The organism is candidate division WOR-3 bacterium (genome assembly GCA_039802005.1).
Taxonomy (GTDB): Bacteria; Hydrothermota; Tepidihabitantia; order SM23-42; family JAOAFX01; genus JAOAFX01.
Genome location: JBDRVV010000018.1, coordinates 36,810 through 60,207 on the forward strand (window position 1 = coordinate 36,810; position 23,398 = coordinate 60,207).

The following is a 23,398-nucleotide window of genomic DNA, read 5'->3' on the forward strand; positions in this document are numbered from 1 at the left end:
ATATTTTTTCCACAATTACACCCCAACAGTCTGTTTTTATCTGCACCGGCGAGCCATCCGGAGATTTATATGCAAGTTTATTTGTTAAATATTATTTAAGACACAATAAAAATATCTTTGCTGTTGGTGGCGAAAATTTACGGAATACAAATGTCCGCCTTTTATATAATTATAAAAATTTGAAAACATTTGGTTTTACATCCGGTATCCTTTCATTTATAAAAAATTATTTAATGTACAGAAAAATAGGACGGGCTATTTTCAAAATAAAACCCGATATTTTTATACCCGTAGCGTATCCGGGTGTAAATTTACTGTTGTGCAGATATGCAAAAAGACTTGGTAGCAGGGTAATATATATTTTGCCGCCTCAGATCTGGGCATGGGGATATTATAGAAAATATTTTATCAAAAAATGGGTTGATCTCGTCGTTTCCGTCTTTCCATTTGAATATCGCTTTTATATTTCAAAGAATATAGAAACAAGATACTGGAAGAACCCTTTATTTAATGAATTAAAAAAATATAAAAAGAAGGAACCATCTAACTATATCGGATTTATGCCTGGTTCAAGGATTTCTGAGATTAAAAGAAATATACCCGTGATTGTAGAATTAATAAAAAATTCTAAGGAATTAGAAAATTTTAAATTTATGTTTATCATACATCCTGACTTCGCAAAAACCACATTATTTAATAGATTGGTCCCTGAAAAATTAAAAAATAAGATCAAAATGGTTATTGCAGAACGATATGTTGAGATGGCTAAATGTAAACTCATCTTCACTTGCTCGGGCACGGCATCCTTAGAAACAACTATTATGGACATTCCCCAGATTTTCTTTAATAGACCCGGATTTCTTGACTATCACTTTTTTCGTTATTTACTTAAAATAAAAGAATATAATCTTTCCAATCTATATTATGAAAAAAGAGTCGTTCCGAGCTTTGTCTCAAGGAATAAAAAGCAACTTGTAAAACTGCTCTTGTTTGAATTATATAAATTTTTATCAAATGAGCAATGATTTTTAAAATTATTGACTTGATTAAATTTTCCTATATAATTAAGTATGGAGATTGAAAATCTTGTTACCTGTCATACAGGTATTGGAGAATTGTTAACTTCTGAATTGATAAAACGTGGGGAGACTGTTTATACAGTCTTTCCCAGCCCAAAAGATGTCCCAATGTCTTTTCTGGGTAAGATAAATTTGAAATATGGTTTTGTTAAATTTGACCAGGAATTGAATATTGAAAAAGGATTACCCAGAAAGGTCAAAAATATCTTCCATATTTATGAAACATATTCAGGATCATTTACAAAAATATTTATGGCAAATGTGACCACCACCCTTCTCCTTCTTGAATGGGCAAAAAAGGTAGGAGTGAGTAAATTTATCCTGTTATCATCTGGCGAAGTATATGGATATGGCGAAAATATTGCGGAAAATAATCCTTATAATCCACGAAGCTTTTATGCCACAACCAAGTTTCATGCGGAAACCCTTTCACGATATTATAATAAAAATTTTGAAGTAAAAATCTTACGATTATTTTTCCCATACGGTAAAAATCTTCTCCAGGGATATCTTTATAATCTCATTGAATCTCTTAAAAATACTGGAACAATTGAGACTGATTATGGAGCAATTTGTCCTACTTTGATTGACGATATTATTGAACCATTAATTAAACTGCGCGACCAAACAGGTAATTCTGTTTATAATATCTGCGGTTCATCAATACCACTTCCGCATTTGATTAAAGAAATCGAGTCTGCAATTGGTAAAGTTCCAAAAAAGGTGAGCACAGGAAAGACTGTACTATGTGGTGTTTGCGCCAGGGCAAAAGATGAACTTGGTTTTAAAGAAACATCTTTAAAAAATGGTCTACAGAGCTTAATTAGAACAAATCAATGAACGATATTTTACTTATAAATACAGAAGAAAAAGAATGTGAAGAACCGTTGCTTCCGTTAGAACTTATTTCAATCGCCGGGTTTCTTGAAAAAAATGAGATCTCTGTAAAAATTATTGATTTCAATATAGAAAAAAAACCTTTGGAGCACTGGTTAAATTTATACGAACCAAAATTTTTGGGGATATGGGGAACGACCATTAATCGTTTTGAATCCTTTAATCTTGCGCGAAATGCAAAACTATTTAACAAAGAGATAATTACGGTCTATTTAGGACCAAATGCAACATTTACCGCTAATCAGGTCTTGAAAGATGTTAAGGATATTGATTTTGTAATCAGGGGTGAAGGTGAAGATGTATTATACGAGCTATTGAAGGCATACAGCACAGACCAAAATTTTGAAAAAATACGAGGATTAAGTTTCAGGTTAGACGATAACCCGGTTGATAATCCCCCTGCATCAAGACTGCATCTTGATTCACTGCCTGGACCTGCCTATCATTTATTAGATATAAAAAAATATGAAATTAAGTTGGATTTTATAAAAAAGAAAGGTATATCAGTAAGTTCATCCCGTGGTTGTCTACACCATTGTAATTTCTGTCTTGCAAGCCGGATGTATAATAATTTACTCACGGTCCGCTCAGCAAAAAATGTTGTTGATGAAATTGAACACTTATTAAAAACTTATCATTTCCAGGGGGTTAGATTTTTAGATGCTGTTCTAACCCTTGACCGGGAACATGTTGAAAATTTATGTGATGAATTTATCAACAGAAATTTAAATGTTCCATGGGAATGTGAGGTTCGCCCTGGAACGGTTGATGAATCTCTAATTGAAAAAATGAAAAATGCCGGTTGTTATCTGGTCGGTGTGGGCATTGAATCAGGCAGTCAGAAAGTGCTTGATTTAATGCGTAGAGGCACAACTGTGGAACAGGCACAAAGTTTACTTCAATTGTGTAATAAGGCAGGATTAAAAATAAAAGCATTTTTTTCTTTCGGACATATAAGCGAAACTATGTCGGATGTGGAGAAGACATTTGAGTTTATAGAACAGAATCGCTCATTAATAAGTAAAATAGAATATTCCATTGGCATAAAAATATTCCCGGGAACTTACCTTGAGACTTACGCAAGAAAAAATAATTTAATGCCCGCTGATTTTACCTGGACAAAGTTTTATGATGAACCAAGAAATGAAACTATAATGCAGCCCCGTAATATACCTATTCTTATCCAACCACAATTAGGCTATGAGGAACTTGAAACAATCGCCCTCCGGATTTATTCACAAAAGATGAGTGGCTGGGAAGGAATTAAATCAGGGATTACAAAGATAACCAAGCCAGAAAAAATCAAAAAACTCCAACAATTTTTAAAGTTAAAATTTAAGCAATTTAAGTGAAAATAATCCATTTAACATTTGAAAATTTCCAGGATGTTGCTGGTCTTTTAAGCCGTTCTCATAGAATTTTCGGTGACGAGGGTATATTGGTCACAATGACACATTCAAAATTAGGATTCCCTGACGGTATTTTATTGAATTATCCTTTGTTAAATTCCGAAATAATTAATTTCGTGCGCAAAAACCTGAGACGTGATAATGTCAATGTACCACCGGATGAGTTGAAATTGAAAATCAAAGGCGAAAATTCATTGGAAAAAATTTATTTTAAATCACGAGATTTTTTATGGCTATATAAACTCAATAAATTCTGGCGCCGGTATGATTTTGGCTCTTTTGATATATATCATTTTGATGGTGGTATACCTTTTATATACGGTGATAGAATTTTAAAAAAAATAAAGAATAAAAAAATTGTTGCCCATTTCTTTGGAAGTGACCTGAGAAAATGGGGAATTAATCCTTATTTAAAAGAATATGTACAGTTGAAATTTACCTCTGAGGTTGACCATATAAAAATAGACCCTTCGCTTGTATTCGTTCCTATCCCTTTTGAAGCCCAAAAAATAAAACCAAGGGAAAAAGAAAGTAAAATCTTAGTGGTTGGACATTCGCCTACCAGACGCACAGCAAAAGGAACCAATGAAATAATTGAAATTGTTGAAAAACTCAAAAAGAAAATTAAATTTGAATTTCTATTGATTGAAGGGGTTTCGCATAAAAAGTGTATGGAATTAAAATCAACCTGTGATATTGGAATTGATCAAATCGGCAATTATGCGGGGACTGCTTATGGAAGGAGCGGACTCGAATTTCTTGCCCTCGGCATTCCAACAATTACCGAAATCCCTGAAGAATACGAATATCTATTGCCTGGGCATCCTTTCATAAATGCTAATAAAAGAAATCTTGAAGAGGTATTATACAACTTACTCACAGATCCCGAATTGCGCTATAAAAAAAGAATTGATGGACTGAACTGGGTAAAAGAATTTCCCAATCCTGAACGGGTCATTGGATTGATATATAAAGAATATCAAAAATTGGGTTGGATAAAGATTGCCCAAAAAACTTGATAATAAAATAATTATAGATATAATCATTTATGGAGCGGAGATTTATAAACCTTGGTTATGGTTCGGGCGGGGTATTAACACAGAAATTGATAAAAGAATTGATCTTAAAATACTTTCCGGATCCAATATTAAAAAAGCTTGAAGACTCTGCAGAATTGGAAATCAACAATAAAAATATTGCCTTCACAACCGACTCTTATGTTGTAAATCCAATTTTCTTCCCGGGTGGTGATATTGGCAAATTATCGGTCTGTGGAACGATAAACGACCTTGCGATGAAGGGTGCAATCCCCGAATACATTTCTTTTTCTTTGATCATTGAAGAAGGCTTTAGTTTTGATGACCTTGAAAAAATCCTGATTTCAGCGTCTAAGATAGCAAAAAAAGCAAATGTTCGTATCGTCTGTGGCGATACCAAGGTAGTTGAAAAAGGCAAGGCAGATAAAGTTTTTATCACTACCTCAGGTATCGGACAGATTAAATTAAGATTGGGCAAAGACAGAATAAAACCGGGTGATAAAATAATTATCAGCGGGACAATCGGTGATCATGGTATTGCAATTATGAATCAGAGACTGAATCTAAATCTCAGGGCGAATTTCAAAAGCGATTGTGCCCCATTAAATTTAATAACCAATAAAATCTTTAATAAAAAATTTGGGATTCATTTTATGCGCGACCCAACAAGGGGCGGAGTTGTTGCAGTATTAAACGAAATGGTTGATAAAACAGACTTCGGAATTGTAATAAATGAATCTGAATTACCAATAAAAACAGAAGTAAGGGGTGCCTGTGAAATACTTGGTTTGGACCCGTTGTACATTGCCAATGAAGGAAAATTTATTGCGGTGATAGATAAAAATAATGCAAAAGATTTCTTAATTTTTATAAAGAAGTATCCACTTGCCAAAAACGCAAAGATTATTGGAGAAGTAACAAAAGAATTTTCTGGTGTATGGTTAAGGACATCTATCGGTGGATTGAGACCACTTCTCCAACTTGAGGCAGAAGGCTTACCAAGAATCTGTTAGAATTATGAAGATAGGAATAATCGGGCTGCCCAATGTAGGCAAATCAAGCCTTTTCAATCTTTTAACCCAGGCGAATGCCCAGGTTGCGAAATTTCCATTCACAACAATTGAACGGAATGTGGGTGTCGTAATAATTCCGGATGAGCGATTGGATAAAATTGTCGATCTCACTAAGTCGCCTAAAAAAACCTATGCACACATTGATTTTGTTGATATTGCAGGATTGATTAAAGGCGCATCAAAAGGTGAAGGTTTGGGTAATAAATTTTTATCACACATAAGGGATGTTGACCTTGTCTTGCACATTTTGAGATGTTTCCCGAACCCTGATATCCCCCACACCGATACTGATATAGACCCCAAAAAAGATTATGATATTGTGCGTAGTGAATTATTTCTCGCTGATTTAGAAATTGTCGAAAGAAGGCTTGATAAAATAAAAAAGAAATATGAAGCAAAAGAAGAGTTTGAAATTTTGAATAGAATAAAATCTGACCTTGAAAAGGCACAGGTTCCTAAAGAAAAAATTTCGGATTTACCTTTACTTACAATGATACCCGAGATAATTGTATTAAATTTTGATGAAGATGGAAAATTTAAAACCGACTTTCCCGGTTACAGAATTTCCGTAAAACTCGAAGAAGATATTCTGAATTTCAGCGAGAATGAAAAAATAGAATTAAGAAAAGAAGCCGGATTGGAGCCTGAAGGGGTTAATGGTCTATTAAAATTATGTCTTCAGCAATTATCAATGATTACATTTTTTACAATAAAAGGAGAAGAATCAAGAGCCTGGTTGATAAGATCAGGAACCAAAGTGATTGATGCCGCGGGAAAGATTCACACCGATTTGAAAGAAGGATTCATCAAGGCCGAGATTTTAAGATACGAAGATTTGTTAAGGGCACAAACTTTTGCCCATGCCCATGAACAGGGATTAACAAAGATTGAAGGAAAGGAATACATTGTCCAGGACGGAGATATAATTCTGATAAAATTCAAGGTGTGATTGGCAAATAAAAATATCTGTTAGATTAATAAAATAAATTGCTAAAATATTGCTTGTTGACTTTTTTACGATTTTAAATAGAATAGAGAATGCACTGGAGAAAACTATGATGCAAAATTTTCGTCGCAATACGCGGATTATACTATTTATAGTAGTTGCCGCCTTTGCATTATTAATATTTTTTCAATGGGGACTTGATGTAACCGGTATCTCTCAACGCGAAGAAGTAGATATCGTCAAGATTGATGGTATTCCTGTCTCCTACACGGATTATGTGCGATTTGCCCAGAATAAAGAAAGAGAGACAAAGGGTATTACCCGTGAAGAGATATGGAATTTGATGGTCGACGAGGTAATATGGAATAACTTGATAAAAAAAGAGAACATCAGGGTTGTTGACGAAGAAATCTGGGCAATTATCAAAAGTAATCCGCCACGGGAAATTTACGAATCAGAATTTATGAAAGATAGCGCAGGAAAGTTTGATTATAATAAGTATCTTGAATTATTAAAATCACCCCAGAGCCGACAATGGCTTATGGAATACGAATTCAATCTGAGGAAACAATTACCCAAAGAAAAACTTCGTTCCCTTATCTATACAATGGCGTGGTCCTCTCCTTTTGAGGATAGCATTAGTCTTTCCAAATATTCTGTACTATATGATTTTTCCTTTATCAGTCTACCCTTATTCCGTTTAAGGGGTAAGGTAGCAGCCACAGATGAAGAATTAAAAGAATATTATAACAAGCATATTAAGGATTTTACAAATCCAGAGACAAAGATTTTAAAATATGTATTTTTTGAAAAAATCCCCTCCGCTGGTGATTCAAACGATGCAAAGGAAAAACTTGAAGACCTATTATTGAGGGTTAAGGAAGGAGAGGATTTTCTTGCAGTTGCGCGTGAAGTATCTGATGATACATTAATAGAAAAAAGATTTAAAGATGAAAAAGAACTTCTTCCTTACGAAGGTGATGTCTATAAAAAATTAAAGGACGGGGAAATTTCAAATATAATCCTGACATCCCGGGGTTATGAGGTTATAAAACGCGCAGCCAAAGGAATAATCTATTCAGCTAAAGTTAATATAGATGTTTCGCAAACCACGCTCGGAGAATTGAACGACCGCATTGAATCATTCAAAAACTCAGTTAAGGAATTAGGTTTTGAAGAGGCAGCAAAGGAATATAATCTTTCAGTCCACAAGACCCTTCCTTTAAATCCCGAAAAGATAAATTTTCCTGTGCGTAACCAGGAAGGATTAGCAAAAGAAATAAAAAAGTTAAGACCCAAAACCGTCATTGGACCATTCAGCAGTTTTGGCGGTTATTATGTTTTCGCACTTGATTCTATTATTCCTCAAAAGGTACTGAGTCTAAATAATGACAATGATAAAAATATCATTCGTTCAAGGTATGAAAGGGAAAAATTAAAAAGCACCCTTAGCGATTATCTGAACAATATATTCATACAATTACAGACCGGAACTACATTAGAGAAGATTGCTGAACAGGATACTATATTATTCTTCCAAAGCGGATTGAATAATTTAACCCTTTCTAATATTGAAACACGATATGGTCCAGAATTTACCGGTGTAGTTGCTGCACTTGAAAAGGGACAGGTATCAAAACCATTACTAACCGAATGGGCTGGGTACATTATTCGGTGTGATAATAAAACAGTCATGCCTTTTGATACATCGTTGGTGAAATACATTCAGTATGCAAGGCAGTTACGCTTCCAAAACCTGAGCATGTCAATATTTACACCCAAGAAAATCATTGATAATCGTGATAAATTCTTTGAATAAAAGTGGTTATTGACATCAAATTTGATATTAATATAATTTTATATGGCTCATATTGATAAACTACTTTGTCCTTACTGTCTGTTTACCTCAAAATATATTGACCTGGTAATAAATCAGGATGGCGATTATGTTTGCCCGGAATGTAATACAACATTTTTCTATGAGGAAATTATGCAATTATATGGATTCACACAGATTATTGACAACCAAAGATTAGAAGGCCGTGAACCCTTTACACTCTAATCTTATTCTACCTTTACCGCAAAATTATCTTTAACAATTTCGCCTATTAAAATTGGATTCAGTGGCTTAAAGTATTTCAATTTATTAGGATGTATTATAACAACCATACCAATTCCCATATTGAAAACACGATACATCTCTTCTTCAGGAACTTTTCCTATTTCTTGAATCAATCTAAAAATCGGCGGCACCTTCCAGGAATTCTTTTTTACAACTGCCGAAGTTCCTTCGGGCAATATTCTTTTAATATTATCATAAAATCCACCACCGGTGATATGGGCAAGCCCATGAACATATTTTAATCTTGGTTCAAGTTCCCACCGATATGATTTATGAACTTTCAGAAGTTCTTCGCCGAGTGTGCATTTAAGTTTCGGAATGTAAGTTGAAAGTCCAAATTTTTTAAATAGGACTTTCCTTGCCAGGGTATATCCATTGGTATGGAGTCCGGTAGATCTTAATCCCAGTAGTATATCACCTGGCGCAATTTGCTGGGGATTGATATAATCTTCCTTATTTACAATCCCAACAATAAAACCCACCAGGTCGTATAACCCTTTGGGATAAAATCTTTTTAATTGAGCAGTTTCCCCTCCAATCAATGCCATTCTTTCCTTTTTGCAGGCTGTTACCAATCCCTTTATGATATTCTGCAAAGTATCATTTGTAATTTCAGAGAAACCTATATAATCCATAAAGAACAGCGGTAGCGCACCGGTGGTAAGGATATCATTTACACAGTGATTTACAATATCCATTCCAACAGTATTATGAATACCGGTTGCACAGGCAATAAAAATCTTAGTGCCTACGCTATCAACACTGCTGATAATTAATTTATTATCCATTGGATAAATACCGCCAAAAAGACCGAACAGGGAATCGTCGGGTAAGGTCTTTTCAACCTGTTTCCCAATTCCTTTTTTTATCAAGTTCAAACGGTCAATATCTACGCCCGCATTTTTATATAGCATAACTTCCTACCTATTTTTCAAAGATTGCCTTTACCTCTGCGTTTGCTGGAATTCGATGATGTTTATAAAAGAATATTTTCTTATAATCATAGTAATCTGACTCTATATATGACCTATTAAATAATGAAAAAGAATATTTAAATCGGTTTGAGAGCAAATTGCCTATAAGTATTTCTAAAAAAATGACAATAAGAAACAGAATGATTGTAGCAGGGGCAGAAAGGAATTTTAATGATATTTCCTTTTTTTGTTTTACTACTTTAGGTGTCGGCTTGGCATAGGAAAGTTCTACCTGCCCGGTTGTCAATAGATGATATAAACAGGAATAGGTATGGAATTTTCCCAATCCTGATATATCAATAAGATCATTTACACTACGGTGCCCATCAATCAAGGATAGTACTCTTAATTCATCCTCGGGAAGTTTTAACTTAAGTTCCGGTTTTTCTATTTTTTTAAAGACAAGATCTGGAGAAGTAATTTGACTCACAATTCTGGGCCATTCATCAAAACGACGTGCGGACTCAAGAACAATATTTTCTGTATTTAGCCTGATTTTAATCAGACTTTTTGGATAAATGACCGCGCCCTGTTCAAATTTAAATTCTCCTTCCTGCCAGGTGAAGACCTCGTCGATCACTTCCTGAATTTTAAATCTAATGATTCGTTCAATTTCTTCCATTGTAAGGTATTTATCATCTATAATAATATTCATTATCGGCCTTTTTGTTTCCTCATGAATTTCCTTTATCATTTCATAGAGGTTCTTTTTGATGAAACCTGAACGCACAAGATAGTTTTCAAGCCTCTCGGTCTTTTCTCCTTTTTCAAAGAACGCACCTGTTATCTGTCCTTCAATAAATCCAATATCAACAACTTCATTTTTCTTTTTTATCTTTAATACACCGGTGAGCTTTTCCTGCGCTATCAACTGTAGAATGCTTGCAAAATTTATGCTTTTTAAATCACCTTCAATCGGCATCAGAACCTCCAATTAGTATTAAAAAAGAAATCAGATAACATAAGATTAGAACAATAAGCGCAATAACTAAGAATATTGGACTTAATGGGAAGGATACCCAACCAGAAGGTTTGATAAAATAAGATTTTAATAAAATGGGTGTATAAACCATAATCGCAAAAAAAGAAATAAGTAAACCCCAAAAGTTTTTATTTTTATAAATCAACCCGGCGCCGGGTAAAATAATATTTAAAACAATTGTGAAAATATTTTTACTCAATCTTTTTGTCCTACCAAGGGCATACTTTAATTCTCCTTCTATTTCTTCATTTTTAGTCGCATTCAATTTATTCAGGCATGCACGGCAGTAAAATTCATCCCCGGTTTCTTCAGTACATACTTTACAAACAGCCCTTCCACATATTGAGCAATAATAGGGCGGAGGAAGTTTAAAAGGAATAAATGTGATAAAGAAGACAGCCAGTATGATTATAAGATATTTGACTTTAACAAAACCTCCATTATTTAAATTTTTAGTTATCAAAAGGTTATAAAAATTTTTCAAATTCGGGGCAATATCAACGGGCTCTTTGCTTACACTTACAAATCCCCTCTTTCTTGCCTCTTCCATAATCTCACCGGCGGCAAGATATTCAATCTTTTTGAGTTTCAGTAAGGCAAGATTGAAATATGGTTCACCACGCTCACTATAAGTTGCCTTGCGATACAATTCCTCTGCCCGTTCATCTTCATCGTAGATTGTATAGAGGTTTGCGAGATTATTCATTATATCCACACTTCGAATGTTCTGATTGTAATAAAGATCTTCATACAATGCCATCGCCTCATCATAGGCACCCTGTTTCTTTAATGCATAAGCAAGTACCTCTTTTTCTATTCTTGTCTCTGGATTTATCCTTATATCACTATCCAGGGCAACCATTTGATACATATGATAAACTTTATCATTTCCTTTAAGGAAGGGAACAAAATTAAACATTGAAATTGCGATAGAAGATATGATTATTAAAATTAGATTTATCCTTAACCAATTTTTTTCACGACTGTTGAATATAAATGTCAAAATAACACTGTAAACTATTAGCGAAAGATAAAAATTCCTCAATATGAGCACAGGAATCAAAAGCAGGGCAAATCCGATTATACCCTTGAAAATATTGTGTTTCATAGGGTCAAACCTATGACTCAAGACTGGTAGATAGTAAATCAATTTTGTAAGTATAAACAAAATCGTAGTAAAAAATAAGGTTAGAATAAAAAGTATAAAAAAGTTCCCCAAAAGAATTATTTGATTTCGAAAATCTGAAAACACAGGCAGCGAAAAGGCATGTTTTACAAAATCCATTTTACGATTAGATATTCCCAAAGAAATGAGGGACAGAAAATTTTCTATTGATAAAGAATCAAAATGTATTGCCAGTTTTAATTTATTGTATTGCTCTTTTAAATCTTTAGACTCCTTTGCCTCCCACCTCAATACTCCGGAGAGATAAAAATTTCTTGGGATAGAAATTTTCTTTAAAAATGAATCAACTTTTGTATCATTTGTTCTGCTACGCCAGAACCAGAGTATGACTGGGTCATCTTTATAATCAATAATTTTTGTTTTGTCCTGCATAAGGGCAACAAATATTGATTCACTTCTTGGCGAGTTTATAAAATTCTGGAATTCGTTATTGAAACCTAAAAGGAAGGAAAGAAGAAATACCATATTAGATTATATAAGAATTATCTCAACTGTCAACTACTGCGATGACCTCTTCGCCAGCATACTTAAATAAGCATATATAAAATCATCAATCTCCCCATCCATTACTTTCTCTATCTGCGTTGTTTCATAACCTGTTCGGTGGTCTTTGACGAGTTTATAAGGATGGAAAACATAGGAACGTATCTGATGACCCCAGGCAATTTCTGTTTTCTGTGCCTCAAGCTTATTCAATTTTTCCTCCTCCAATCTCTTATAATAATCGTATAGTCGCGATTTCAAAATCTTAAGGGCAGTCGCCTTATTCAAATATTGTGAGCGCTCATTCTGGCATTGAACGGTTATTCCAGTCGGTATGTGGGTCATCCTTACTGCTGAAGAAACCTTGTTAACATTCTGACCACCATGCCCTCCTGCCCTGAATGTCTCAATCTTCAAATCATCTTCCTTTATTTCAAAATTTACCTCTTCAACTTCAGGATAAACAAAGACTGAAGCAAAAGAAGTATGCCTTTTTTGATTGGCATCAAATGGTGAGATGCGCACCAACCGGTGAATCCCCGTTTCTGCCTTTAATAATCCATATGCAAAATTTCCTTTTACCTCGATGGTCGCATCTTTGATTCCGGCTATATCACCGGGTAATAAGTCTATTATCCGATAAGAGAATTTTTTTGATTGAATATATCGGGTATACATTCTGAGCAGCATCTCTGCCCAATCACATGATTCTGTGCCGCCTGCCCCGGGGTGAATTGTGAGAAGACAGTTCTTATTATCATCCTCCTTACCAAGCAGTAATTGCATTTCTAAATCTTTAATCTTTTGATTTATACTTTTTAGTTCCTGTTCCGCTCCTTTGAGTGTTTCTTCATCGATATCACTGAGTTCAAAAAGTTCACTTAAAAAATTAATTCCATTGTCTATTTCCGTTAGCATATTCAGATAATGCTGTTTCTGGTCTATCTCAGCCATCACTTTCTGGGCTTGTTCTTTATCATTCCAGAAATCTGGCTGACCGGCTTGTTCCTGGAGTTTTTTTAACTGGGTAGAAAGTTTTACCGGGTCAAAGATACTCCTTGAGGTTATTGTACTTTTTTTTCAACTCCTTTACTTCATTTATAGTAACAGAAACTATCTGCTCTGATTTCTTCATATTTCAAATTACTCCGTCTTCTTTTTTGATGAAGGTTTTGTTCTCTGCTGATATTTCTTAACAAATTTCTCAACTCTACCTGCTGAATCAACGATCTTTTGTTTACCCGTGAAAAATGGGTGGCACCGAGAACATATATCTACCGAAATCTTTTCCTTTGTAGAATATGTCTCTACCCGATTACCACAGGCGCAGGTTATCACACACGGAATATATTTAGGATGGATTCCCTTCTTCATTTTTCAAACCTCCTTTTATGTTGCATCACTCATAGATTCTAAGAATTCTTTATTATTTTTTGTCCTTTGCATACGGTCGACAATGAATTCCATTTGTTCAATGGTATTCATCTCGGACAGAAGTTTTCTTAGTATCCAGAGACGATTTATTTCAAATTCGGTAAGAAGTAATTCTTCTTTTCTCGTCCCTGATTTGTAAAGGTCAAGTGCTGGGAAGATTCTACGGTCTGAGAGACGGCGGTCAAGCACCATTTCTAAATTGCCCGTACCTTTAAATTCTTCAAATATAACCTCATCCATTCTGCTTCCTGTATCAATTAAAGCAGTAGCAATAATGGTCAGACTCCCGCCCTCCTCAATCTTCCTTGCTGAACCAAAGAATTTCTTGGGTTTTTGTAAAGCAGTAGAATCAAGACCACCGGAAAGAGTCTTTCCCGAATGTGGTACTATTGCATTATATGCCCGTGCGAGACGGGTGAGACTGTCCAATAGTATCACCACATCCTTTTTTGACTCCACAAGTCGTTTTGCCCTTTCCAGAATTATTTCCGCAACCTCTGTATGACGTTCAGGGGTTTCATCAAATGTGGATGAAATGACCTCGGCTTGAACCGACCTTTCAAAATCTGTTACCTCCTCAGGACGTTCATCAATAAGTAAAACAATTAATTTTATCTCAGGATGGTTCACAGTAATCGCATTCGCAATTTTCTGAAGAATTATAGTCTTCCCCGCCCTTGGTGGCGATACAATCAATCCTCTTTGTCCTTTACCGATAGGTGTGAAAAGGTCTATTATGCGCAATGAAAGGTCATTTTTTTCTTCAATCTCAAGATGGATTCTTTCATTTGGATATAACGGGGTAAGATTATCAAATAAGATTCTCTCCGTAAACTCAGCGAGTGGTATATCATTGACATATTCAATCTTTATCATTGCAAAGTATCGTTCGCCTTCTCTTGGTGGTCGGGCAAGCCCTCTTATGCTATCACCAACCTTCAGATTGAATTTTCTAATTTGCGAAATGGAAAGATATATATCATCAGGACTTTGAAGGTAATTAAAATTCGGTGAACGCAGAAAACCGTATCCTTCAGGATGAATCTGAAGCACACCTTCTACCGGCACGAGCTCAGTCCTTTTTGTCTCTGCTTCAATAATGGCATGTATTAAATCCTGTTTCTTCAGATCCGTATAATTACTCAATCCAAGTTCCTTCGCAATCTGATGCAGTTCAGCAACTTTTTTCTTTTTAAGTTCGGTTATCTCCATAAATTAAAAGCCTCCTTTGCAAAATTATTGCTTTTTATTCAATTCTGCTATGAGAATCAGCCTTCAAGGTTATGACAGAACCATAATTTACTTATTTCGTAATTTTAATATATTATATCCAGTATTTCGTTTGTGTCAAGGGGCTATTTAAATCTTTACCATTCTTTCAATTGCATTAATCGCTCTTAACCTTATCGCTTCATCAACCGTGATTTCATATTTCAAATCTTCTAAAGTCCAAAGGACTTTCTCCAGGGTTGTCAATTTCATATTCGGGCACATCGCATTAGGATTTCCAGGAATGAAGTCTTTATTCGGATTTTCTTTTTTCAACCTATGCAATAATCCTATTTCAGTACATATTATAAACTGCCTATATGGACTATTTTTTGCATAGGCTATCATCTGAGATGTAGAACAGATAGCATCCGCAATCTCCTGAACTTCAATTCTGCATTCGGGATGAACAAGGACCTTTGCCTCTGGATATTCCTCTTTCAGTCTTAATATCCCCTCCTTGGTGAACAGCATATGAGTAGGACAATATCCATTGTAAAGATAAAATTTTTTTTCTGGGACATTGCGTGCAACATAACTGCCCAGATATTTATCAGGAACGAATAAAATCTCTTTCTTATCTAATGCCTTTGCAATCTTAACACCGTTTGCTGATGTGCAACAGATATCTGAAAGTGCCTTAACTTCAGCGGTTGAATTGATATAAGTAATAACCCCGGCCTCGGGATATTTTTCTTTTTCCATATTCAACTTTATAGGATCGATCATATTAGCCATTGGACATCCGGCATGCAAGTCCGGCATCAAAACAATCTTTTCAGGATTGAATATCTTCGCAGTTTCAGCCATAAAATGAACACCACAGAAGACAATCACTTCGGCTGAAACATTTTGAGAAATTTTAGCCAATTCCAGAGAATCACCCAAATAATCACCAATATCCTGAATTTCAGGTAACTGATAATTATGTACCAGAATCACCGCATTTCTTTTCTTCTTTAATTCTTCAATCTTTTTTATTATATCATTCATCTGCCACAATCCCTTTAGAGATCATTATATAATCAATGGGATTGACTGGAACTCCATCAATCCTTATTTCATAGTGGAGGTGTGGACCCGTGGTTTTTCCACTCGTTCCAACATAAGCAATAATATCTCCTCTTTTTATTGATTGTCCCTGTCTCACCGCTGGGTTCTGACAATGGGCATAGATTGTCTCAAACCCTTCACTGTGGCTTATTTCTATGACGACACCAAAATCTCGTTTATTATTAATTTTTCTTACAACCCCATCCGCAGTGGCAATGATGGGAGTGCCAACCGGCGCAGCAATATCTATCCCCTCGTGCATCCGCATCGTGCCTGTAAATGGGTCATGGGCATAACCAAACCCTCGCATAAACCAGCCATTTACCGGAGGGATTGATGGAATCAAATCTTTTAATCTTTCCTTTTTATTTAAATAATCCACTATTGCCTTATTATCTGAATAATTTTGTTCTACCCTGATTAGTAATTTATCAAGTGTTTCTGATAAATTTTTACCTGTTTTTCTTTCTTCCGTTACTTTCTCTATCATTAATTCGTTTATAAACTTCTCAATAGGCATTAATCCAGAAAAGTATTTGAGAACCGTATCTCTCTTTGCCAGACTATCAAGCATAATATTTAATGATTTAATTTCTGATTCCATATGTTCAATGTCTTTCTGAATAATAGCATTTTCTTTTGTCAACAGATGTAATCTTTTATAATCAACCCTGCTTCGGGCAAAGTTGACAATCCCATATATAAATAGCACCATAATTGCAATAATAAAAAGAATTATAAGGCTGACAATGCTCCAGTTAATAAGAAAATTAAAGGTTTTATTCTTCCGTTCATTGACTACAATAATCTCCATGGGGAATCCTCTTGTCATATTATAGCCCTAATTTTAACAAAGTCAAGGACAATTTAGGCATTGACTTTGTCAATAACTCTGATATAATATCATGGTATATGTCAGTTCAGGGTATATTGAAGTCCAGAAACTTTCACAAAAAGGAGGTATAAATGGTTGAAGGAATGGAAAAGACCTTGAATCCCGGCGAGATTTTATTCAACGAAGGGGACAAAGGGGATGTGATGTATTTAATTAAAGAAGGACAGATAAAAATTACGAAAGGCAAAGGTCCGGATGAACGCGTGCTTGCGGTACTAAAAGAAGGAGATTTTTTTGGTGAGATGGCGATAATAGATGGCTCACCTCGTTCCGCAACGGCAATTGCTATTTCAAAAACATCTCTTCTTGTTATTGATAAAGAGACATTCCGGTCAAAAATTCGTGAGAATCCACTGATTGAATATATTTTGGAAACCCTAACCAAACGTCTACGCAACGCCGATGAACAGATTAAACTTTTGACAATAAAGAGTGAAGAAAGAAGAGTCGTTGCTTACATAATCACCAAGGCAAAGGAACTTGGAAAGAGCACATCCGAAGGTATTGAAATTACTCCATTCTCATTTGAGAGTATGGCACTTACTACGGGGATTGAATTAAGCAAAGTAAAAGATTATGTTGATAAACTCTGTCAGGTCAATCTTGTATCATTGAAGAATAATAGTTTGGTTATAAGGGCAGTTGAAGACCTTGATGATTATCTTCGTTATATCGCACTCAAGGAGAAGTTTGAAAAAGCATAATTAAAATGGCGCTTAGTTTAACCGATCGCAAAGAGAAAGAGGCAGAATTAAAAAAACTGCAGGATTTACTCAGTTCAGGCGAAGTATTAAAAAATCCAAAGGAATATGCAAACATCTCCAAACAGTATAAAAAAGTCCAACAATTGCTTCAGAAATATGAAGAATACGAAAAAATTGCAAAGGAAATAGAAGAGATTGAAAGTATATTAAAGAGTGATAATCCTGAACTACGCGAACTGGCGGAAATGGAAATCTTAAATCTAAAAAATAAATTAGAGAATATTGAACAGGATATAGATAACTTCTTAAATCCATTTTATGAAGAATATCAGAAAAATTGTATAATTGAGATTCGTGCTGGTGCGGGAGGCAATGAGGCAACCCTTTTTGCTGCCGATGTCTTCAGAATGTACACAAAATACATTGAGAAAAAAAAGATGAAATATGAAGTCCTTTCATCCCATCCCAGTGACCTTGGTGGATTTAAGGAAATCATCTTCCTTGTTTCAGGTGAAAATGCCTACGGAACATTTAGATTTGAAAGTGGCGTGCACCGGGTTCAGCGGGTTCCAGTAACTGAAGCAAGCGGCAGGATTCACACTTCAACAATTACGGTTGCAGTCCTTCCCGAGATAGAAGAATCGCAGATAGAGATCTCGCCCGATGATTTAAAGATTGATACATTCCGGGCAGGTGGACACGGCGGGCAGAATGTTAATAAAGTTTCATCGGCTGTCAGGATTACACATATTCCCACAGGAATCACCGTTGCCTGCCAGGACGAACGTTCCCAGCATCAAAACCGAGAGAAAGCAATGAAGATTCTCAGAGCAAGGCTTCATGCGATAGAGTCAGAAAAAAAATTCCGTGAGATTGAAAATCAGCGTCGGCGCCAGATCGGTACCGGAGAACGCAGTGAAAAAATAAGGACATATAATTTCCCCCAGAACCGTGTAACCGACCACCGCATTGGTTTGAATTTATACAATCTTCAAAATATCCTCGATGGTGAACTTGATGAGTTAATAGATGCCCTAAAGAAATATGAAAGAAATAATAAGGAAATTAAGTAAAGACTTCGATCTCAGCATTGAAGAAACCGAGCTGCTTGCCTCAACCCTGCTGAAAAGACCACGCTTTGAAATTTATCTCAATAATAATTACGATCCAATGATTGATAAAAGCCTGAGGATAAAATTTACTTTGATAAAAAATGGCGTGCCGGTCGAGTATATCACAAAACAGGTGCAATTCTTAAAATATAATCTTATATTATATCCTGGCGTCTTCATACCAAGGTTAGAAACCGAATATTTTGTAGAACAAATCTGTAAATTAATTAAATTTAAGCCCCAAAGAATATGTGAAATTGGGACCGGATGCGGTGCAATCTCTATCGCCCTTGCCGATTTTTTTAAGGATGCAGAAATAATTGCCACCGATGTCTGTGAATTGGCATTACAGAATGCACAGGAAAATATTTTGAAATATAATTTAGATAAGCGCATTAAATTAATCAGGGCTGATATTTTTACCGCTTTCAAAAAAGGAATTTTTGATTTGATTGTATGTAACCCCCCATACATTCCAAGAGAAAGGATAAAAGCATTACCAAAAAGCGTTAGAGACTTTGAACCGAGAAGGGCATTAGATGGTGGTGAAGGTGGGACTGTGTTTATTAAGAATTTGATTGATCAGGGTCAACGCTATTTAAAAAATTCAATAAATATAGCCCTTGAAATTGACGAAGATGAGATGGAAGATCTTGATTTGTATCTTAAGGGGCGGGGTAAAAATTACTTATTTCTGAAAGATTTATTCGGCAGAGTCCGTTATCTGTTTATCGGGAGATTCAGCAAATGCAGTATGTGAGATTAGTAATAAACAAAAAAAAACCTGATGCCGATAAAAATTTAAAAATTGCTACAAAAATTTTGAGACAAAGAGGGTTTAGATTATCAAATAAACCAGATTTTGTAATAGCACTCGGTGGTGATGGAACCCTGCTCTCCGCAGTCGCAAATTACGCCCATAATGATATGCCAATTTTAGGGGTGAATTTAGGTGGGCTGGGTTTCCTCACCGATGTAAAATTTTCTCACTTCAAAAAAATCCTTGATGAAATTAAAAAAAATCGGTTTCGGATTGAAAACAGAATGATGGTATGTGCTGAATTAAAAAATGCCGTCTTATATGCTTTAAACGATATAACAATCTGCACAAATACACCCGGCAGGGTGGTTGAATTTTCGGCGAAGATAGATGGTGAATATATCTGTAGATTTGTCGCTGATGGGATAATAATTGCCACACCCACCGGTTCGACTGCCTATTCTCTTGCTACCGGAGGACCGATATTGCTGCCGAGTAGCGAGGCAATAATTATGACCCCGATTGCGCCCCATACGCTCTCGGTACGACCCATTGTTTTGACCCCGGATTCTAAAATTGAAATTCAGATAGGGAAAAAGGGAAATGCCATAATCGTCGCTGATGGGCAAAAGAGTAAAATTTTAAAAACCGGTGAAAATATAAAATTTTATAAGGCACCATATTATGTAAAATTGATAAAACCACTCAATTCAACCTTTTTTCAAACCCTTAAAGAAAAATTGAAATGGGGCGGAAGAGAAAATGCTTAAATTCTTGAGGGTGAAAAATTTTGCCCTGATGGAAGAACTCGCTTTGAACTTTGAGCCGGGATTGACCGTGATCACCGGTGAAACAGGGGCGGGAAAATCAATGATTGTTGAAGCAATTGCGGCGCTCTGCGGTGAAAAAATGGATGAAGTTTCAATAAGGACTGGCAAAGAATACGCCGAAATCACCGGAATTTTTGAAATAAATTCTGAGGTCCTTGACCTATTAAAAAAATATAATATTGAGGCTAATGAAGAACTAATAATTAGAAGAAGGATTGAAAGAGGAAAAAGGCAATTCGCATATCTAAATGACCAGATTGTAAGTCTGTCGCGGTTAAAAGAGATTACTATGAGCTTGATTGACCTTGTCGGTCAATATGAAAATCAATCGCTATTCAATGTATCAAACCACTTAAAACTTTTAGACCGATTTGCCCACATCGAAAACCGTCTTGCTGAATACCAGAAAATCTTTGATGAGCATAAAAAATGCCAATTGGAACTTGATGAACTTTTGAAACTACAAAACGAAAAAGAGCAGAAACTGGAAAATCTAAAATACGATATTGACGAAATCGAAAGGGCAAATTTGAAACCCAAAGAAGAAGAGGCACTAATAGAAGAGAAAAATCTTTTACAAACCAGTGAAAAACGGGCAAATTTAATTGATGAGATAATACCACGGCTCTACGAAGCCGAATCCTCGGCTTATGAAAATCTGGCATTGGTAATCAATCTTGTTGAGGAATTGGGGAATTTAGATACCAGGCCCGAGATAAAAAATTTGAAATCCATTCTTGAGAATAGCATCAGCAATATTGAAGAAGTTTACAGACAATTAGTTGACTATCGCGAACATATTGACTTCTCAAGAGAAAGGTTTGAAGAAGTGATGGAAAGGCTTGATTTGATTGGAAGGTTGAAAAAGAAATACCGGAAGGACATAAATGAAATAATTGAGTACTTAAAGGTAGCCCGCGAAGAAATTGCAAGATTAGAACAAGCTGATATAGCGATTGAAAAACTCCAGCAACAATTACAATTGCTTTCCAAAGATTTGCAGACTATGGCTAATGAATTATCAAAAAAGCGAAAGACTGCAGCAAAGATCATGGAAAAAGAGATTATCAAAATCCTCAGCCGACTGGGAATGGAAAGGGCAAAGTTTCAAATCAATTTTGCAGAAAAACCCATTGATGAAACGGGTATGGATAATGTTGAATTTTATATCTCCACCAACCCCGGTGAAGAATTGAAACCGCTGCACAAGGTAGGTTCTGGTGGTGAGATATCAAGGATGACCTTAGGACTAAAAACCATTCTCTCCGAAGCGGACCATATCCCGATAATAATATTTGATGAAGTTGACACAGGTATTGGCGGCAGAATTGCTGAGGCAGTTGGGGAACTTCTTTTTAATCTCAGCAAAGACCACCAGGTGATTTGTATTACCCACCTACCTCAGATATCAATATTCGCTGACAACCATATTCTGGTCAAAAAAGAAATAAAAAAAGATACAACCCAGGTAAATGTATTAAAACTTGATGAAGAAATGCGTAAAATGGAAATCGCCCGTATGCTTGGTGGGAAAGAAATTACAAAAAAAACGATAGAACATGCAGAAGAAATCCTTCAGAAACGGAGAAGAAGTGAGTAAAAAATTTACAATTTCAAATGCCATAACAATTTTTAGATTTTTGCTCCTTCCGTTCATAATATATTTTCTTATAAAAAAAGAACGTATCATTGCATTTATAATAATGCTCGTTGCACTCTTTTCTGATGTAATTGATGGCTATATTGCAAGAAAGTTCCATCAGGAGAGTGATCTGGGTAAAGTCCTTGACCCATTATGTGATAAGATCTCTCTCGCAATCATACTTTTGACACTTTTACTGATTAATTCTGTTCCACTCTGGGCAGTTATTATAATTGCCGTGAGGGATATATTAATCCTTGCTGGTAGTTATGTTCTGTTCAGACAAAAAAGAACAATATACAAATCCAACTTTTTTGGTAAAATCACTGGTTTTCTATTTGGATTGATGATTCTTGCATTTACCTTGAATTATCAAAAACTCGGGATGATTGCACTTTATATTTCTATACCATTTATGGTTGGTGCATTCATAACATACTACCAGAGATTTATCTTGGCTATCCGTAAAAACAATTAAGGAGGCAAAGAAATGAAGCCAATATTTTTCACAAAAATGGAAGGGACAGGGAATGATTTTGTGGTGATTGACAATCGCGAAGAGCAATTCAGTGAAGTTGTTAACAAAGATAATATAAAGGAAACAGTGGTCAAAATGCTGGACCGGCACAATGGCATCGGTGGTGATGGATTGATTCTCATAGAAAATTTCAAAGGTTATTTTTTCAGTATGCGATATTTTAATCGTGATGGTAGTGAGGCAGACACCTGTCTAAATGGTGCAAGATGCGCAGTAAAATTCGCCCAGCGTCTCGGTATCATTGATGACAAAGGTAAATTTTTAACTCCTGCTGGACCAATTGGTTTTGCATACCAACCTGATAAAATCAGCATTGAAATTCTTCCTCCAATGGATATTAAATTAAACTTCAATCTGACGATTGCGAGAAAAAAATACAAACTCTCGTATCTTAAACTAGGTGTGCCTCACACAATTCTTTTTGTTGATTCGTATGATGATATAGATATCATTGATATTGGCAGGGCAATCCGTAATCATAAGGACTTTCAACCTGACGGCACGAATGTTGATTTTGTCAGGGTGAAAAAAGACGAAATTTTTGTGCGTACCTATGAGCGCGGAGTTGAAGACGAAACCCTTTCCTGCGGCAGCGGTGTAGTAGCGTCTGCTTACATTGCGGTTAAACTATTTATGGCAGAATCACCGGTTAAAGTGATAACCCGTGGCGGTGAATTGACCGTGACATTAAAGGACAAACTCTATCTTGAAGGTCCGGCAAACATAATCTACGACGGGACATATTATATTTAAAAAGTTATTCCATGGGAATGCGGTTATTATATTCTTGAGTATTTTTCTTTTAATGGAGTGTATTAGTGTGGTGATATCTTGTGATTTTTAAGAATTTTATACATCCTCATTGACGCAATTCCCTCTATCAGTTTTTGCTATAAAATTTTAAAAATGCTACAAAATACACTTTCGTGTGAAAAATTGGCGTTTTTACACTTAAAAGGAAATTTCTAAAAAC

The 23,398-nt window shown here is 35.4% G+C and carries 23 protein-coding genes; 15 read left to right on the top strand and 8 right to left on the bottom strand.

Translation table 11 applies throughout. The features are described 5' to 3' along the window. Positions 1-38: 38 nt before the first annotated feature. The 8 genes from ABIL69_07105 (at position 39) to ABIL69_07140 (ending at position 8,503) form a co-directional block, all read left to right on the top strand. A complete protein-coding gene (locus ABIL69_07105) occupies positions 39-1,025 on the top strand; it encodes a hypothetical protein (GenBank protein MEO0123755.1) in 987 nt (328 codons plus the stop codon). Between the two features lie 45 nt (positions 1,026-1,070). Continuing rightward, on the top strand, positions 1,071-1,919 hold the full coding sequence (locus ABIL69_07110) for an NAD(P)-dependent oxidoreductase (protein MEO0123756.1): 849 nt from the start codon (positions 1,071-1,073) through the stop codon (positions 1,917-1,919). Next, positions 1,916-3,328, top strand: a complete 1,413-nt coding sequence (locus ABIL69_07115; GenBank protein MEO0123757.1) for a radical SAM protein — start codon at positions 1,916-1,918, stop codon at positions 3,326-3,328. The genes ABIL69_07110 and ABIL69_07115 overlap by 4 nt, the downstream gene beginning before the upstream one ends. After that, positions 3,325-4,404, top strand: a complete 1,080-nt coding sequence (locus tag ABIL69_07120; GenBank protein MEO0123758.1) for a hypothetical protein — start codon at positions 3,325-3,327, stop codon at positions 4,402-4,404. The genes ABIL69_07115 and ABIL69_07120 overlap by 4 nt, the downstream gene beginning before the upstream one ends. A gap of 29 nt (positions 4,405-4,433) precedes the next feature. Continuing rightward, positions 4,434-5,435 carry a hydrogenase expression/formation protein HypE gene (gene hypE, locus ABIL69_07125; GenBank protein MEO0123759.1) on the top strand — a complete coding sequence of 334 codons (1,002 nt, stop codon included), beginning with the start codon at positions 4,434-4,436 and terminating at the stop codon, positions 5,433-5,435. A 4-nt stretch (positions 5,436-5,439) separates the two neighbouring features. Continuing rightward, the gene (locus ABIL69_07130; GenBank protein MEO0123760.1) at positions 5,440-6,444 is read left to right on the top strand and encodes a redox-regulated ATPase YchF; all 1,005 of its coding nucleotides are present in this window, start codon (positions 5,440-5,442) and stop codon (positions 6,442-6,444) included. 106 nt (positions 6,445-6,550) lie between these two features. Then, a complete protein-coding gene (locus ABIL69_07135; GenBank protein ID MEO0123761.1) occupies positions 6,551-8,260 on the top strand; it encodes a peptidylprolyl isomerase in 1,710 nt (569 codons plus the stop codon). 42 nt (positions 8,261-8,302) lie between these two features. Then, positions 8,303-8,503, top strand: a complete 201-nt coding sequence (locus tag ABIL69_07140) for a hypothetical protein (protein ID MEO0123762.1) — start codon at positions 8,303-8,305, stop codon at positions 8,501-8,503. A 2-nt stretch (positions 8,504-8,505) separates the two neighbouring features. Here the strand turns inward: ABIL69_07140 and purM are convergent, their stop codons facing one another. The 8 genes from purM to ABIL69_07180 all read right to left on the bottom strand — a co-directional run bounded on the left by purM (position 8,506) and on the right by ABIL69_07180 (position 16,776). Further along, positions 8,506-9,477, bottom strand: coding sequence for a phosphoribosylformylglycinamidine cyclo-ligase (gene purM / locus ABIL69_07145; protein MEO0123763.1), 972 nt, complete (start codon positions 9,475-9,477; stop codon positions 8,506-8,508). Between the two features lie 10 nt (positions 9,478-9,487). Continuing rightward, complete coding sequence (locus tag ABIL69_07150) at positions 9,488-10,459, bottom strand: DUF4388 domain-containing protein (protein MEO0123764.1); 972 nt, start codon at positions 10,457-10,459, stop codon at positions 9,488-9,490. After that, a complete protein-coding gene (locus tag ABIL69_07155; protein MEO0123765.1) occupies positions 10,449-12,170 on the bottom strand; it encodes a hypothetical protein in 1,722 nt (573 codons plus the stop codon). The genes ABIL69_07150 and ABIL69_07155 overlap by 11 nt, the downstream gene beginning before the upstream one ends. A 33-nt stretch (positions 12,171-12,203) precedes the next feature. Then, positions 12,204-13,323 (bottom strand): peptide chain release factor 2 gene (gene prfB, locus ABIL69_07160; protein ID MEO0123766.1). Its coding sequence is split into 2 segments (ribosomal slippage): positions 12,204-13,241 and positions 13,243-13,323, totalling 1,119 coding nucleotides; the frame shifts between segments, so codons are not numbered across the junction. A gap of 8 nt (positions 13,324-13,331) precedes the next feature. Continuing rightward, positions 13,332-13,562, bottom strand: coding sequence for a 50S ribosomal protein L31 (gene rpmE, locus ABIL69_07165; GenBank protein ID MEO0123767.1), 231 nt, complete (start codon positions 13,560-13,562; stop codon positions 13,332-13,334). A gap of 15 nt (positions 13,563-13,577) precedes the next feature. Continuing rightward, positions 13,578-14,834, bottom strand: a complete 1,257-nt coding sequence (gene rho / locus ABIL69_07170) for a transcription termination factor Rho (protein MEO0123768.1) — start codon at positions 14,832-14,834, stop codon at positions 13,578-13,580. A 147-nt stretch (positions 14,835-14,981) separates the two neighbouring features. Next, positions 14,982-15,884, bottom strand: coding sequence for a quinolinate synthase NadA (gene nadA / locus ABIL69_07175; protein MEO0123769.1), 903 nt, complete (start codon positions 15,882-15,884; stop codon positions 14,982-14,984). Further along, a complete protein-coding gene (locus tag ABIL69_07180; protein ID MEO0123770.1) occupies positions 15,877-16,776 on the bottom strand; it encodes a M23 family metallopeptidase in 900 nt (299 codons plus the stop codon). The genes nadA and ABIL69_07180 overlap by 8 nt, the downstream gene beginning before the upstream one ends. A 134-nt stretch (positions 16,777-16,910) precedes the next feature. Between ABIL69_07180 and ABIL69_07185 the strand changes: the two genes are divergently transcribed. The 7 genes from ABIL69_07185 to dapF are packed head-to-tail and all read left to right on the top strand — an operon-like array spanning position 16,911 to position 23,178. Further along, the gene (locus tag ABIL69_07185; protein ID MEO0123771.1) at positions 16,911-17,543 is read left to right on the top strand and encodes a Crp/Fnr family transcriptional regulator; all 633 of its coding nucleotides are present in this window, start codon (positions 16,911-16,913) and stop codon (positions 17,541-17,543) included. Positions 17,544-17,548: 5 nt separating this feature from the next. Then, the gene (gene prfA, locus ABIL69_07190) at positions 17,549-18,616 is read left to right on the top strand and encodes a peptide chain release factor 1 (protein MEO0123772.1); all 1,068 of its coding nucleotides are present in this window, start codon (positions 17,549-17,551) and stop codon (positions 18,614-18,616) included. Continuing rightward, positions 18,588-19,415 carry a peptide chain release factor N(5)-glutamine methyltransferase gene (prmC, locus tag ABIL69_07195; GenBank protein MEO0123773.1) on the top strand — a complete coding sequence of 276 codons (828 nt, stop codon included), beginning with the start codon at positions 18,588-18,590 and terminating at the stop codon, positions 19,413-19,415. Before prfA ends, prmC begins: the two co-directional genes overlap by 29 nt. After that, a complete protein-coding gene (locus tag ABIL69_07200; GenBank protein ID MEO0123774.1) occupies positions 19,403-20,185 on the top strand; it encodes an NAD(+)/NADH kinase in 783 nt (260 codons plus the stop codon). The genes prmC and ABIL69_07200 overlap by 13 nt, the downstream gene beginning before the upstream one ends. Continuing rightward, positions 20,178-21,845: a DNA repair protein RecN gene (gene recN, locus ABIL69_07205; GenBank protein ID MEO0123775.1), complete on the top strand. Its 1,668-nt coding sequence runs from the start codon at positions 20,178-20,180 to the stop codon at positions 21,843-21,845. Before ABIL69_07200 ends, recN begins: the two co-directional genes overlap by 8 nt. Then, the gene (locus tag ABIL69_07210; GenBank protein MEO0123776.1) at positions 21,838-22,365 is read left to right on the top strand and encodes a CDP-alcohol phosphatidyltransferase family protein; all 528 of its coding nucleotides are present in this window, start codon (positions 21,838-21,840) and stop codon (positions 22,363-22,365) included. The genes recN and ABIL69_07210 overlap by 8 nt, the downstream gene beginning before the upstream one ends. 12 nt (positions 22,366-22,377) lie before the next feature. Continuing rightward, entirely contained in the window at positions 22,378-23,178 is an 801-nt protein-coding gene (gene dapF / locus ABIL69_07215) for a diaminopimelate epimerase (protein ID MEO0123777.1), read from the top strand. The last annotated feature ends 220 nt before the right edge of the window (positions 23,179-23,398 follow it).

What these genes read in the sequence shown, in the direction of transcription:
- ABIL69_07110 (MEO0123756.1), top strand. Translation starts at nt 1,071, where the DNA reads ATGGAGATTGAAAATCTTGTTACCTGTCATACAGGTATTGGAGAATTG.
- ABIL69_07115 (MEO0123757.1), top strand. Translation starts at nt 1,916, where the DNA reads ATGAACGATATTTTACTTATAAATACAGAAGAAAAAGAATGTGAAGAA.
- hypE (MEO0123759.1), top strand. Translation starts at nt 4,434, where the DNA reads ATGGAGCGGAGATTTATAAACCTTGGTTATGGTTCGGGCGGGGTATTA.
- ABIL69_07130 (MEO0123760.1), top strand. Translation starts at nt 5,440, where the DNA reads ATGAAGATAGGAATAATCGGGCTGCCCAATGTAGGCAAATCAAGCCTT.
- ABIL69_07135 (MEO0123761.1), top strand. Translation starts at nt 6,551, where the DNA reads ATGATGCAAAATTTTCGTCGCAATACGCGGATTATACTATTTATAGTA.
- ABIL69_07140 (MEO0123762.1), top strand. Translation starts at nt 8,303, where the DNA reads ATGGCTCATATTGATAAACTACTTTGTCCTTACTGTCTGTTTACCTCA.
- purM (MEO0123763.1), bottom strand. Translation starts at nt 9,477, where the DNA reads ATGCTATATAAAAATGCGGGCGTAGATATTGACCGTTTGAACTTGATA.
- ABIL69_07150 (MEO0123764.1), bottom strand. Translation starts at nt 10,459, where the DNA reads ATGCCGATTGAAGGTGATTTAAAAAGCATAAATTTTGCAAGCATTCTA.
- ABIL69_07155 (MEO0123765.1), bottom strand. Translation starts at nt 12,170, where the DNA reads ATGGTATTTCTTCTTTCCTTCCTTTTAGGTTTCAATAACGAATTCCAG.
- rpmE (MEO0123767.1), bottom strand. Translation starts at nt 13,562, where the DNA reads ATGAAGAAGGGAATCCATCCTAAATATATTCCGTGTGTGATAACCTGC.
- rho (MEO0123768.1), bottom strand. Translation starts at nt 14,834, where the DNA reads ATGGAGATAACCGAACTTAAAAAGAAAAAAGTTGCTGAACTGCATCAG.
- nadA (MEO0123769.1), bottom strand. Translation starts at nt 15,884, where the DNA reads ATGAATGATATAATAAAAAAGATTGAAGAATTAAAGAAGAAAAGAAAT.
- ABIL69_07180 (MEO0123770.1), bottom strand. Translation starts at nt 16,776, where the DNA reads ATGACAAGAGGATTCCCCATGGAGATTATTGTAGTCAATGAACGGAAG.
- ABIL69_07185 (MEO0123771.1), top strand. Translation starts at nt 16,911, where the DNA reads ATGGTTGAAGGAATGGAAAAGACCTTGAATCCCGGCGAGATTTTATTC.
- prfA (MEO0123772.1), top strand. Translation starts at nt 17,549, where the DNA reads ATGGCGCTTAGTTTAACCGATCGCAAAGAGAAAGAGGCAGAATTAAAA.
- prmC (MEO0123773.1), top strand. Translation starts at nt 18,588, where the DNA reads ATGAAAGAAATAATAAGGAAATTAAGTAAAGACTTCGATCTCAGCATT.
- ABIL69_07200 (MEO0123774.1), top strand. Translation starts at nt 19,403, where the DNA reads ATGCAGTATGTGAGATTAGTAATAAACAAAAAAAAACCTGATGCCGAT.
- recN (MEO0123775.1), top strand. Translation starts at nt 20,178, where the DNA reads ATGCTTAAATTCTTGAGGGTGAAAAATTTTGCCCTGATGGAAGAACTC.
- dapF (MEO0123777.1), top strand. Translation starts at nt 22,378, where the DNA reads ATGAAGCCAATATTTTTCACAAAAATGGAAGGGACAGGGAATGATTTT.